General features: G+C 30.2%; 13 protein-coding genes and 1 other annotated feature. Of the genes, 2 read left to right on the top strand and 11 right to left on the bottom strand.

Annotated elements, in window-relative coordinates:
* Positions 1-132: 132 nt before the first annotated feature.
* From pheT to ytxC, 9 genes are all read right to left on the bottom strand, one after another.
* Positions 133-2,508, bottom strand: a complete 2,376-nt coding sequence (pheT, locus tag BR69_RS0116870; protein ID WP_027634258.1) for a phenylalanine--tRNA ligase subunit beta — start codon at positions 2,506-2,508, stop codon at positions 133-135.
* 13 nt (positions 2,509-2,521) lie between these two features.
* Complete coding sequence (gene pheS / locus BR69_RS0116865; RefSeq protein WP_027634257.1) at positions 2,522-3,541, bottom strand: phenylalanine--tRNA ligase subunit alpha; 1,020 nt, start codon at positions 3,539-3,541, stop codon at positions 2,522-2,524.
* A gap of 57 nt (positions 3,542-3,598) precedes the next feature.
* Positions 3,599-3,817 (bottom strand) — a binding site (T-box leader).
* A gap of 52 nt (positions 3,818-3,869) precedes the next feature.
* Positions 3,870-4,652 carry a TrmH family RNA methyltransferase gene (locus tag BR69_RS0116860; protein ID WP_027634256.1) on the bottom strand — a complete coding sequence of 261 codons (783 nt, stop codon included), beginning with the start codon at positions 4,650-4,652 and terminating at the stop codon, positions 3,870-3,872.
* A gap of 14 nt (positions 4,653-4,666) precedes the next feature.
* Positions 4,667-5,329, bottom strand: coding sequence for a potassium channel family protein (locus tag BR69_RS0116855; RefSeq protein ID WP_027634255.1), 663 nt, complete (start codon positions 5,327-5,329; stop codon positions 4,667-4,669).
* Between the two features lie 12 nt (positions 5,330-5,341).
* Complete coding sequence (locus BR69_RS0116850) at positions 5,342-6,688, bottom strand: TrkH family potassium uptake protein (protein ID WP_027634254.1); 1,347 nt, start codon at positions 6,686-6,688, stop codon at positions 5,342-5,344.
* Positions 6,689-6,795: 107 nt separating this feature from the next.
* Positions 6,796-7,155, bottom strand: coding sequence for a 50S ribosomal protein L20 (gene rplT / locus BR69_RS0116845; RefSeq protein ID WP_027634253.1), 360 nt, complete (start codon positions 7,153-7,155; stop codon positions 6,796-6,798).
* A 28-nt stretch (positions 7,156-7,183) separates the two neighbouring features.
* Positions 7,184-7,381, bottom strand: coding sequence for a 50S ribosomal protein L35 (gene rpmI, locus BR69_RS0116840; RefSeq protein WP_027634252.1), 198 nt, complete (start codon positions 7,379-7,381; stop codon positions 7,184-7,186).
* A 21-nt stretch (positions 7,382-7,402) separates the two neighbouring features.
* Positions 7,403-7,927 carry a translation initiation factor IF-3 gene (infC, locus tag BR69_RS0116835; RefSeq protein ID WP_027634251.1) on the bottom strand — a complete coding sequence of 175 codons (525 nt, stop codon included), beginning with the start codon at positions 7,925-7,927 and terminating at the stop codon, positions 7,403-7,405.
* 230 nt (positions 7,928-8,157) lie between these two features.
* Positions 8,158-9,087 (bottom strand): putative sporulation protein YtxC, encoded by a 930-nt coding sequence (gene ytxC / locus BR69_RS0116830; protein ID WP_027634250.1) that lies wholly within the window; start codon positions 9,085-9,087, stop codon positions 8,158-8,160.
* A gap of 388 nt (positions 9,088-9,475) precedes the next feature.
* Between ytxC and BR69_RS0116825 the strand changes: the two genes are divergently transcribed.
* Together BR69_RS0116825 and BR69_RS0116820 are read left to right on the top strand one after the other, a co-directional pair.
* Entirely contained in the window at positions 9,476-10,180 is a 705-nt protein-coding gene (locus tag BR69_RS0116825; protein ID WP_027634249.1) for a DUF6873 family GME fold protein, read from the top strand.
* Positions 10,181-10,577: 397 nt separating this feature from the next.
* Positions 10,578-11,864: an L-cysteine desulfidase family protein gene (locus BR69_RS0116820; protein WP_027634248.1), complete on the top strand. Its 1,287-nt coding sequence runs from the start codon at positions 10,578-10,580 to the stop codon at positions 11,862-11,864.
* A gap of 41 nt (positions 11,865-11,905) precedes the next feature.
* Here BR69_RS0116820 and BR69_RS0116815 read toward each other — a convergent pair whose 3' ends face one another.
* Both BR69_RS0116815 and BR69_RS0116810 read right to left on the bottom strand, forming a co-directional pair.
* Complete coding sequence (locus BR69_RS0116815; RefSeq protein ID WP_027634247.1) at positions 11,906-12,787, bottom strand: Cof-type HAD-IIB family hydrolase; 882 nt, start codon at positions 12,785-12,787, stop codon at positions 11,906-11,908.
* 15 nt (positions 12,788-12,802) lie between these two features.
* Positions 12,803-13,555: a DeoR/GlpR family DNA-binding transcription regulator gene (locus tag BR69_RS0116810; protein WP_027634246.1), complete on the bottom strand. Its 753-nt coding sequence runs from the start codon at positions 13,553-13,555 to the stop codon at positions 12,803-12,805.
* Between the last annotated feature and the right edge of the window lie 114 nt (positions 13,556-13,669).

Raw genomic sequence — 13,669 nt, 5'->3', positions numbered from 1 at the left:
AAAAATTAATACAATTCTTAATTATCCTAAAATAGAAAGAAAATATATGTAAAATATAGTTACCTATATTTTAACATATATTTTCTCAGTAGAAAACAATCTAATTAAATTGATATTCAGACAATGTTTTCCTTATCTTAATTCTGCTCCTATTTTGTATTCTAGAGCTTTTAATATTTTATCATGAACCTTGTTAACTTCCTTATCTGTCAATGTTTTATTTTCATCTCTATAAACTATAGCATAAGCTATGCTCTTCTTACCTTCTGGTATTTGAGCTCCCTTATAGATATCAAATAATTTCACTTCTTCTACCATAGAGCCACCAGCTTTTCTTATAGCTTCTTCTATATCTTGAACTAGAATTGAATCATCTACAAGTATAGCTATATCTCTTGTAACTGCTGGGAACTTAGGTAACACCTTATATTTTTTTACTAGGTCTGCTTTATTATAAAGAGCATCTAAATTTATTTCTGCTAAATAACAGCTAACCTCTATTCCATAGTTTTCACAAACATCAGGGTGAATTTCTCCTAGAACCCCCATAACATCCTTATTTATATAAACTTCTGCTGTTTTTCCTGGATGGTATGAAGAATTCTCACTTTGTCTTTTAAATGTTCCTCTTTCTATTCCCATAGAAGTTAGAACTTCTTCTACTATTCCCTTTATATCTAAATAATCAACATTTCCATATATTCCAACAGTTAAAATATTTCTCTCTTCTGGAAGTTTATCTTCTTCCTTTTTAATATATACTTTACCTATCTCAAATAGTCTAGCCTCTTCATTATTTCTTGAATAATTTCTAGCTAAGTTTTCCATCATAGAAGCTATAGTAGATGTTCTCATTATGCTATAATCCTCTCCTAATGGATTTCTTACAGCTATTACATTTCTAAGGTCACTGTCTTTACTAATGTTAGCACTATCAAAGGTTTTAGGACTTACAAAAGAATAACTTATGGATTGATTTAATCCAAGCCCTATCATAGTATCTATTATAACATCATCTTTTTTAAGCTTAGAGTTTTTAGCTCCCTTAAGACCTGTGGTTTTTGCAATAGTTGATCCTATCTTATCATAACCATAGATTCTTGCTATTTCCTCTGCTATATCTTCCTTTATATTTATATCTATCCTAAAAGTAGGCACTGTAATATTTAAAATTTCTTCTTCAATCTTAGTATTTAAGTCTAATCTATCTAAATACTCTTTCATATCTTCCTTTGATAAGTTTGTTCCTAAAAATCTATTTATAAACTGAGAATCTACCTTTAACTGTTTTTCTTCCTTAAGGTTATTGTATATATCTATGGTACCTTCCATAACCTCTCCAGCACCTAGTTCCTGTACAAGATAACATGCCCTATCCATAGCAAGCTTTACTAAGTTAGGATCTATTTCCTTTTCAAATCTTGAAGAAGATTCTGTTCTTAATCCTAATTTCTTAGAGTTAAGTCTTATATTAACTCCTTCAAAATTAGCGCACTCAAAAATTACTTCCTTAGTATCCTCTTTTATTTCTGAGTTTAATCCTCCCATTATTCCTGCAAGAGCTATGGTTCTTTCCCCATCCTTTATAGTTAATACTTCACTATCTAAAGTTCTTTCTATTTCATCAAGGGTTACAAACTTCTCTCCATTTTGTGCTCTATCCACTACAATTTTGTTTGAAGTTATTTCACGCTTATCAAATCCATGCATTGGTTGACCAAGCTCTAACATGACAAAATTAGTTATATCAACTATATTATTTATTGGTCTAACCCCTGCATCTAATAATCTTTCTTGCATCCATGAAGGAGAAGGCTCTATTTTAACATTCTTTATCCCTCTAGCCATATATCTCATACAAAGAGAATCCTTAATTTCTACCTCTAATTCATTCTTTATGTCTAAGTTACATTTAGGAGTGAATTCCATACTAGGCATGTTATATTTACTTCCTAAAGTTGCTGCTGTTTCCCTAGCTATACCAACTACACTTAAACAGTCTGGTCTATTAGACGTAATTTCAAACTCAATGGTAGATTTATTAAGACCTAAGGCCTCCTTTATATCTATACCAACTTCAGTATCTTCATTAAGGATCATTAAACCATGTACTGGTTCATCTCCTGCTATTCCAAGTTCTTCTTCTGAACACATCATGCCATTAGATACAACTCCACGAAGTTTACCCTTTTTTATCTTTAATCCACCATGAAGAACTGCTCCATGAAGAGCTGCTGGAACAATATCCCCTTCTTTCATGTTTTTAGCTCCAGTAACTATTTGTATTAATTCTTCTTCTCCTACATTAATTTGACATATAACAAGTTTCTCTGCGTCTGGGTGAGGCTCTATCTTTTCTATTTTAGCTGTAACTACATTAATTATTTCATCTCCTGTGGTTACAACTTCCTCTACCTTAGAGCCTGATAAGGTTAACTTATCCCCTAGTTCTTTTGCATCTATATTAACATCTACATAATCTTTAAGCCATATAACTGGTACCTTCATTATTTATCTCCTCCTAGAATTGATTTAAAAATCTCATATCACTTTCATATAATAATCTTATATCATCTATTCCATAGTTAAGCATAACCATTCTATCTACTCCAAATCCAAAAGCAAAGCCTGAATACTCTTCTGGATCTATTCCACATCTTCTTAATACCTCTGGATGAACCATTCCGCAACCAAGAAGTTCTATCCAACCACTACCCTTACATACTCTACATCCTTCTCCTTCACAAACAAAGCAAGTTGCATCCATTTCAGCAGATGGTTCTGTAAATGGGAAATGGTGTGGTCTAAATTTAGTATTCACATCATCTCCAAACATTTTCTTTGCAAATAATTCAAGAGTTCCCTTAAGATCTGCAAAAGTTATTCCCTTATCTATAACTAGACCTTCCATTTGATAAAAGATAGGGGAATGTGTTGCATCTACTGCATCTGAACGATAAACTCTTCCTGGAGATATCATTTTTATAGGTGGCTTTTGCTTTTCCATAACCCTTGCTTGAACTGGTGAGGTTTGGGTTCTTAATACAATATTATCATTTATATAAAAAGTATCTTGCTCACTTCTTGCACTATGGTTCTTTGGTATATTTAAAGCCTCAAAATTATAATAGTCATATTCAACTTCTGGGCCCTCTTCTATGGAGAATCCCATCTCTATAAATATATTCTTCATTTTATTTAAAGTAAGTTCTATAGGATGTCTCTTACCTATATTTTGCTTTCTTCCTGGCATAGAAATATCTATTACTTCATTTTGAAGTTTTTCATTCTTTTCTTTGTTCTTTATTGAACTTATGCTATCATCTAAGAATTTTTCTATATGCTCTCTTACCTCATTAGCTATCTTACCAACTATTGGTCTCTCTTCCTTTGAGAGCCCTCCCATTCCTCTTAATATAGAAGTTAATTCTCCTTTTTTACCTAGATATTTAACTCTTACAGCTTCAATTTCAGTACTTCCCACGCATTTAGCTATTTCTTTTAATGCATTTTCTTTAATAAGCGCTAATTTTTCTTTCATAACTTCTTTCTTCTCCTTTCAAAATACTTTTATGTAAATAAAAAAACCGCCCCTAAAAAAAGGGACGGATTATCCGCGGTACCACCCTAGTTAATCTTAAAATTAAGATTCTCTTAGTAAGAATAACGGTTTTACCCGCTAAGGGTTACTATAAAACTTCTCCCTTAGTGCTCCAGAGCGAACTTCAATATATCTTCTTGTAAAAGGGCTTTCAGTCTAAGACCCTTTCTCCCTGAAAAAGATAAATATATCTACTCTCTCCTTCATTGCCTATTATAATTATTTACTTAGTCACAATTATACATACATAAGAAAAATATTTCAACAGTTAAATTAATTTTTGCCTTACTATTTCAAACATCATAATAGATGATGCTACTGCTACATTTAATGACTCTGCCCCACCTGGCATTGGAATCTTAACCTTTATATCACCTAAATCATAAATATAATCTGATACACCATTGCCCTCATTACCTACACAAATAACTAAGTTTCCTTTTAAGTCCACTTCAAAAAAGTCTTTATCACTTTGAAGGGAGCTCACTAAAAATTTATACCCTTTTAGCTTTAAGTAAGGTAATATTTCTCCATCATCCTCTATTATAGGCATATGGAAAGCTGATCCCATGGTACTTCTTAATGCTTTATCATTAAATATATCTACACTACCTTTAGTTAATATTATTCCTTTAGCACCACTAGCATGGGCTGATCTTATTATAGTTCCAATATTTCCTGGGTCTTGAACCCTATCTACAAGAACATAAAAACCATCCTTTAATGTGTCAACCTTAAAATCTTTAATATTAACTACAGCTAAAATTCCTTGAGGATTTTCTGTACTACAAAGATTCTTTAGTATTTCATGCTTGACCTTATATATCTTCACATTACTATGGTTTAATCCCTCTATAATAGAGTCTATTTTTCCGTCCATCTTCTCACTATATAAGATAGAATCCAAGGTATAGGGTGAATTTATTACCTCTTCTACACTTTTAATTCCTTCTACTAAAAACTGTTTAGCAGCTTTTCTTTGTTTTCTATCTTTTAATTTTTTAACTTCTTTTATAAAAGAGTTATCCTTACTCTCTATGGTTCTTATCATAAACTTACTCCACCTTATTTAGATATCATGGTTTCAAGTTTACTTAAATCATCTACAGAGCCAATAGCAATTATAATATAATTTTCTTCTATTATATCATCTGCATCTGGAGAAATATTAACTTCATTATCTCTTCTTATAGCCATTATATTAATTCCATAATTAGCTCTAACATTTAAGTCTTTTATTGATTTTCCTATCCATATTTGTGGCGCTTCTATTTCTATTATACTATAGTCTGGTGACAGTTCTATATAATCTAGTATACTAGAGGACACTATATTATGCCCTACCCTAACACCCATATCCTTTTCAGGTTGAACTACTCTATCAGCACCTATCTTATAAAGAACCTTTGCATGTAAATCATTATGAGCTTTTGCAATTATATATTTTACGCCTAGTTCTTTAACTATTAATGCAACCATTACACTAGATTGTATATCAGAACCAATAGTAATAACTGCTACATCAAAATTTCTTATTCCAAGAGTTCTAAGAGCTGCCTCATCTGTAGCATCCATTTGAACTGCATGAGTAACATTATCTGAAACTTCTTGTACCACATCTTCATTTTTATCAATAGCCAATACTTCGTGACCTGATTCATATAAAGTTTTAGCTACAGAAATTCCAAATCTTCCTAAACCTATTACAACATATTGCTTACTAGCCATAATAGCCTCCTTCTAACCTACTAAAATTTTATCTTCAGGATATTTTATAGACTTATTTTTCTTTCTTGTAGTTAATGCAAGAACTACTGTCATAGGACCTACTCTACCTAAATACATAGTAAGTGCTATTATAATCTTACCCATAGTTGAAAGCTTTGTTGTTATTCCAAGGGTCAATCCTACTGTTGCAAAAGCTGATGTTGCCTCATATAATAAATATTCAAAACTAATACCTATTTCTGTTACAGATAAAATCATAGTTACTATAACAACTATAGCTCCACCTAAGGATGCCACTGTTAAAGCTCTATATACTAGGTCCTTGCTTATCCTTTTCTTGAACATCTGGGTATCTTCTCTTCCTTTTATAACAGATACTACTGTCATAATAAGTACTCCTGCTGTGGCAGTTTTTATTCCTCCCCCTGTTGATCCAGGAGATCCACCTATGAACATAAGAATGGTAGTTAAAAATCTACCTGCTAATGTCATATCAGATGTTGATATGGAGTTAAATCCTGCTGTTCTTGGAGTTATGGAAGCAAATATAGAAGATAAAAACTTCCCATTCATATCCATGTTTTTCATAGTAGCTGGATTATTAAACTCAAATAAAAACATAAGTATAGTTCCACCTACTACTAACCCCACTGTCATTGATATAACAAGTTTTGAATGAAGGGAAAGTCTCTTTAAGCTTTTACAGTTATATATCTCTGACCATACTGAGAAACCCATTCCACCTATTACTATAAGTGCTCCTATGGTTAGAATTACTACTGAATTATTAGCATAAGATGTTAAACTTGAAAAATTCCCAAACAAGTCAAATCCAGCATTACAAAATGCAGATATAGAATGAAATATACTATAATATATTCCTTTAAGGAAACCAAACTGTGGTATAAATTGTGTTGATAATAATAAGGCTCCCAAGAATTCTACTGAGAAAGTAAATACTAATATATATTTCACCAGTTTTACAAGACCTTGTAAATTAAAAGTATTTAAAGCCTCCTGCATTATAAGTCTCTCTCTTAAGGTTATCTTCTTACCTAAAAGTAAAGCAAAAAGAGTTGTAAAGGACATAAATCCTAGTCCACCAATTTGTATAAGAGAAATTATAACAGTCTTTCCAAAATAACTCCAGTAAGTCCCCGTATCTAATGTAATAAGTCCTGTAACACAGGTAGCTGAAGTTGCTGTAAAGAGTGCATCAATAAAACTAGTTCTAACACCAGTCTTAGTTGATATAGGTAATGTTAAAAGAATTGCTCCTGTTAATATAACAATAGCAAAACCTAATGCTAATATTTGCACTGCATTTAGTTTTAATTTTCTTGGTAAATTATACTGCATATTCTCACCTCAACGGCTTATATTTAAAACATCTACAATATATTATATCTCTTTATATAAAAAAATAAAAATAAAAATGCGACAATTAGTCGCATTTATATGTTAAATTATGCATTTAGTGCATTTTTAGCTACTTCTACTAAATCAGCAAATGCCTTTGGATCATTTATTGCTATCTCAGATAACATTTTTCTGTTTATATCTATTTCTGCAATCTTTAATCCATTCATGAACTTAGAATATGTTAAACCATTTATTCTTGTAGCTGCATTTATTCTAGCTATCCATAATCTTCTGAAGTCTCTCTTCTTTAATCTTCTTCCAACATATGCATTTCTTAAAGCTCTTATAACTGACTCATTAGCAGTTTTAAATAACTTACTTTTTCCACCGTAATATCCCTTAGCAAGCTTTAACACCTTCTTATGATTCTTACGCGCGTTTTTTGCTCTTTTAACTCTTGCCATTTTTTAAACCTCCTATTCAGTATCTCTATTATAGATATGGTAATAATTTCTTCATTGCTTTTTCTTGTGCTGTAGAAACATAAGCAGTTTTTCTTAAGTTCCTCTTTCTCTTTGAACTCTTCTTAGTAAGGATATGACTTTTGAAAGCCTTTGCTCTCTTTAATCTTCCTGTTCCAGTCTTTTTAAATCTTTTTGCAGCACCTCTGTGAGTTTTCATTTTTGGCATAATAAAATCCTCCTCTCAAGTTTAAGCTTTTTTTGGAGCCAAAATCATTGTCATGTTTCTACCTTCTAACTTTGAAGGTTTTTCTATAACACAAACATCCTCTAATTTAGAAGCAAAATTCTTAAGAATTTTTGTTCCTACTGATGAAGCATGTTCCATTTCTCTTCCTCTAAATCTAACAGTAACCTTAACCTTATCAGCATCATTCAAGAATCTTCTTGCATTATTTGCTTTAATCATAATGTCATGTTCTTCAATAGAAGGACTAAATCTTATTTCTTTTAGGTTTGTAACCTTTTGTTTTTTCTTAGCTTCTTTGTCTCTCTTGGATTGTTCATATATAAACTTTCCAAAGTCCATTATTTTACAAACTGGTGGGTTAGCGTTAGGAGATATAAGGACTAAATCCTCTTCTCTTTCTTCAGCAATGCTTAATGCTTCCCTAGAAGTCATAATTCCAAGAGCTTCTCCACTACCTGTTATAACTCTAACTTCTTTCGCCCTAATTTGTTCATTTAAAAGAAAATCTTTACTAATATTATTCACCTCCACTTATGATAAGTATCAATAAATCTATGTAAATATACAATATAAAAAAGCGGCATAAAGATGCCGCTTTCATTTATATTACCTCTTTAAAGTTACACTCAAATTTAAAAGTGTTTAGAGATAACCCTACTAGCAATGCTGTAAGGTGAGAAACGGCTGTTCCTTCTTTACATTTAACACAGGATTTATTGTAACATACTAATATAATGTTGTCAACAAGTTTGTTTTTATAATTTTACTGTGTCTCTACTTTTATCTATCATAGGACTATATAACTTATCTTGACAACACATATAACAATTATTACAGAAAACAACCCTATTTGTAAAGACATTTTTTATTGTTTCTAATATCTCCTTATTTATAAAGTTTCCTTCTCCATGTATCCTTACTATCTTAGGAGAATTTGTTATAAGACCACTTATTATAACATCATCCATATTTACTCCTACCATGCCAAACTTACAATCCACAAATTCGCTTATGAATTCACTTAATATTTCTTTTCCTTCCTTATCTTTTAATGTGTAATTACCATTTTCATCTACAATTATATTAACTTCCTCAATCTTACTATCTTGAACATCCACAAAATATTTTAATAACTTTATAAACTCATTGTATTCCTTCTCTACTAGATACTTTTCTACCACCTTATCAACTATAGCCTCTAGATCATCCTTTAAATATTTCATTCTAAAAGTTATAAACCCCTTTATATTAAGTTCTGTGCTCTCATCTATACACTGTTTTATTTTAGTTATTATATTATTTTTTCTATTCATACAGTATATACTAGTCTCATCCTTTATCTTACTTTCTCCTATTAAAGCCTCATAAATCCTACTGCTAACCTCTGGAAGCTCATCATTTCTTAAAAAGAAATAGGTGTCAGTTAAAAATTCATAAACCTCTTTCTTTTTAAATATATCTATAACTATCTTGTATAAAATATTACTAACATTTAAGTTCACAGAATTTTTTAATTTTTCATCATAAACCTCATCTTCGCATAATATTTTTATGAAGTGAGATGATCCCTCAATACTCTCTGAAATACCAATAGTTATATTCTTGTTTTTAAAATATTTTTTTAAGTCTTGGAGTTCATCTACAACTATTGCTTCTCCTTCATATACAATTTTTAGTAGTAGCATACTTCTCACTCCCTTCTTATCCATAGTATGTGTTTTAACTTTTCATATATACAAAAAAATATTAGCATTTATCGACACAAATTAAATAAAAAATTTTTTTAACATTACCTAAGATATATACCTAGTTATTTATCCAGTTAATTCTTAAAGAAGGTTTAAATCATAAAGTAAACTCTCAGATCATAAAATTCTAAATTAAATTTCAATAATCCCAATAAGATACTTTAACTATTTAACTGAAGAAATTTATATATTTAATAAGAGTTAGTGTTCTCATAAATTATAATTAATATCCTTTTTTATATAATTATTTTTTTATATAATTATATTAAATGTTTTATAATTTTTCTTTAATAAAAATTATATTTAGTAAAAAGGAAGGTTCTTTATGAAATATGCAATAGTAGACTATAGGATATCAAAAGAAGAAGAGGATTCTTTAAAGAGTCTAAACTTTAATCTTTTAAAAGTTCCAAAATCCACTAAAGTTTATGATGCTATTAGTGGTCACCCAGATATTCAACTTCATATGCTTGATAATTATAATATAGTGGTTAATAAGGATATGGATAATAACTTTATTGATAGATTAAAAAGATTAAATTTTAATCTTCATTTTTCTAAGGATTCTTTAGATGAGAAATACCCAAAAGATATTATTCTTAACGGAGCTTCTTTTGGAGAATATTTTATTCATAATTTAAATTATACAGATTCTACTCTTTTACAAATGATGGATAATAAAATTAAAATTCATGTAAACCAAGGTTACACAAAATGTTCTACTGCAATTGTTTCTTCCTCAGCTATAATAACCAGTGATCCTTCTATAGTAAGTAGTTTAAAAAATACTAACTTAAATATTCTACACATTCCTTATGGTGATATTATTCTTCAAGGAATGAACTATGGTTTTATAGGTGGATGTTGTGGACTTCTAGATAAAAACACCTTGGGATTTTTCGGAGATTTAAACTCCTATGCCTACGGAAAAGAAATTTTAGACTTTTTATCCTCTCAGAATATAAACTACCTATCTTTAAAGAAAGGAAAACTTGCAGATAGAGGAAGTATATTTACCTTTTACAGATAAGTAATATGATAAGAATTATTAGGTATAAAAAACTCTTATAAAGTCTTTATTATAAAGGTTTGATTTAACATAGTAGTTAATAGTATTATATAGTTGAAAAGGTTTTTATTATAGACTTTACAATTCTAAAAATTTCTACTGTTAAAGCTAAGGGTTGGAATTATAAAGTCTTATATTTATAGGGCTTTAAGTTTTAAAGTTAATTTATCTATTTTGTTAAAGCAAGGCAAGTCAATGATATTTTCAATAGATAAATTAAGGACTTATATTAAAACCCTATAGCAAAGCTTAAATTTAGCTATAATAATGAAGTCAGTTAATTCAAGCTTTACTTTATTATAATTTGTACTGTAAATATACCTATGATAATTCACTTAATACTAAAGGGGTTGATTTCATGACTACAAAAAACAAAGATTTTTTTATTAATCTTCTTAAGAGAGAGGTAGTTCCTGCTCTTGGATGTACCGAACCTATTGCCGTAGCTTTAGCTAGTAGTAGGGCTGCTAAAGAGATAAATAGAAAAATAGATAAAATTGAGGTTTATGTAAGTTGTAATATTTTAAAAAATGGAATGGGGGTAGGCATACCTGGTACTGGAATGATAGGTCTTCATATAGCTGCTGCCCTTGGAGCTTTAGGTGGGAATCCTGATAAAGATCTTGAAGTTTTAAAAGGTATAACTAATGATCATATTAATTCCGCTAAAATCTTTGTCAAAAACAATAAGGTCTCTGTATCTACTAAAGATGTTGAAACAAAGCTTTATGTAGAAGCCATAGTAAGAAATAAAGATGAGTATTGTAAGGTAATAATAAGTGACAAGCATTCTAATATAGTATATGTAGAGAAAAATGGACATTGCATCTTTCAAGGCTCAGAAGAACTTTCTGCTCCTAATGATTGTGAATCTAATGAGACTTTCCATACTACAGTTAAAGACATATATGATTTTGCCATGAATGAAGACTTTGATAATATAAAATTTATATTAGAAGGGGCTAAAATGAACAAAACTGTATCCCTAGAAGGGTTAAATATGGATTATGGATTAAGGGTTGGAAAAACTCTAATGAAGACCATAGAAAAAGGATTACTATGTGATGATATACAAAACTATGCCATGGCCATAACTGCAGCTGCCTCTGATGCTAGAATGGCAGGATGCATGCTACCTGTTATGAGTAATTCTGGAAGCGGAAATCAAGGTATTACTGTTATGATGCCTGTAATAGCTGCTGCTGAAAAATTAAAGGTTGATGATGAAAATTTAGCAAGATCTCTTATACTATCTAATTTAATAGCTATACATATAAAATCTTATCTTGGAAGACTTTCTGCCTTATGTGGTTGTGTGGTGGCTTCAGCTGGGGCAAGCTCTGGTATTACCTATCTTTTAGGTGGTGACTTTGAAAGCATAACCTATTCTATTAAAAATATGGCGGGGAATATTGTTGGAATGATTTGTGATGGAGCAAAAACTGGCTGTGCTTTAAAAGTATCCACTGGTGTTAGTGCTGCCATTCAGTCTGCCCTTCTTGCCATAGAAAAAATAGAAATAGGCGAAACTGATGGTATTATAGACAAGGATATAGAGAAAACAATTAAGAATTTAGCTAGAATTGGTTCTAATGGAATGACAGAAACTGATAAATTGATTTTAGATATAATGGTATGTAAATAAATAAAAGGTGTAGGTTACCTCCTACACCTTTTATTTATTCTTTATGCTTCCATAGCTGATGCTACTTCTTCTTCTGCGTCTAAAAACTTATTTACAGCATAAGCAACCCCATCTTCTCCATTATCCTTAGTTATAAAATTACTTATCTTTTTAATTTTATCATCTGCATTCCCCATGGCAACTCCAACTCCCGCCATCTTAAGCATTGTTTCATCATTAAAGTTATCTCCTATGGTGATTATCTCTTCCATATTTATTCCTATATATTCTGATAAAAATTCTAAAGCATCACCTTTAGTACATTTCTTATTTATAACTTCGAAATTAAATTTTCCTGAAAAAGGACATGATAAACTATTATCTTTTTCTATTTCCTCTTTAACCTTATTAAGTCTTTCCAAATCAATAGAGCAAACAGATATAAGAGATATATCTATATTATCTAAAGTCTCCACAATATCATTTACTTCCTGAAGTCCATTCATGCTTTTAATAGCTTCAATATATGATTTATATTCCTCTTCATTTAAATCAATCTTATTTTTTAATAAGGTAAACTCTTTATGAAGTATATCTTCCCATCCTTTTTCCATAAAAACCTTATCCTCTGTTGCAATTTCTAAGAAAAAATCTTCCTTTCTTAGCCACTCTATTATTTTTTTACCTACTTCCTTATCTATATAAGTAGATTTCAGCTTTTTTCCATGCTTATCATAAACACTTCCTCCATTACTACTTATTATATAAGGTTCTATTCCCATTTCATTGCTTATAGATTTTATATCTCCATAGTTTCTTCCTGAGGCAATGGCAACATTAACCCCTTTATTTAAAGCCTTCTTTAAAGCTCTTTCATTTTCTGTGCTAACTACATGACTCTTATTTAATAAAGTCCCATCTAAATCTGTTACTATTAATTTCATATGTTATCCCCTTTACTAAAAAATTAATTCTACCTTATTCTCTTCTAATATTTTCATAAATTCATTGCTTGGTTTCTTATCCGTAACTATAACAGACACCTTATCTATATCACAAACTTTAAAGTGAGCTGACTTATTTATTTTAGAACTATCAACCAAAACTATAACTTCATTTCCCTGTTGAATCATCTTGCTCATTACTTTGGCATCCTCATCACTATCTACAGTTATTCCCTTTTCACTAACTCCTAAGGCTCCTAAAAAAACCTTATCTGCAAAATAGTTATCTAACATATCTAATGTATAACCTCCATATAGGAATCTATGCTTTTTATCTATTTTCCCTCCTAATACATGAACGTCTACATTATTATCTTCCATAAGAACTTCTGCCACATTTATAGAATTTGTTACTACAGTACATATTTTATCTTTTAAACAATGAGAAAACACCTCTACTGTAGTTGAGGTATCTAAGATCAGAAGATCTCCATCTTCAACTAAATTAGACGCTATATTTCCTATTTTATTTTTTTCCTTTGAATCTATCTTAAGCCTTGAAGAATAGCTTTCTATCTTATTTTTTTTATTTTGGAATAGTGCTCCTCCATGGGTTCTTATAATCTTTCCTTCCCTCTCAAGGTAAACTAAATCTCTTCTTGCTGTATCCTTAGATACTCTACAATTTAAGCATATATCATCAATAGAAATACGTTTATTATTACTTAAGTGGCTTAGTATATATTGAAGTCTTTCTTCTTGATACACCGTTTCACCCCCTAAATAAATTATAAGTGTTTTTAAGTGTTTTTGCAATATATTAAGCGTTTATAAGTTTACTTATTCATTATCCATTATTTCAAAACATAGTTATAGTTACCA

Source organism: Clostridium hydrogeniformans DSM 21757 (assembly GCF_000686705.1).
Taxonomy (GTDB): domain Bacteria; phylum Bacillota; class Clostridia; order Clostridiales; family Clostridiaceae; genus Clostridium_Z; species Clostridium_Z hydrogeniformans.
Note: the sequence above shows the minus strand (reverse complement) of the source record. Positions and strands in the feature narration are given on the sequence as shown.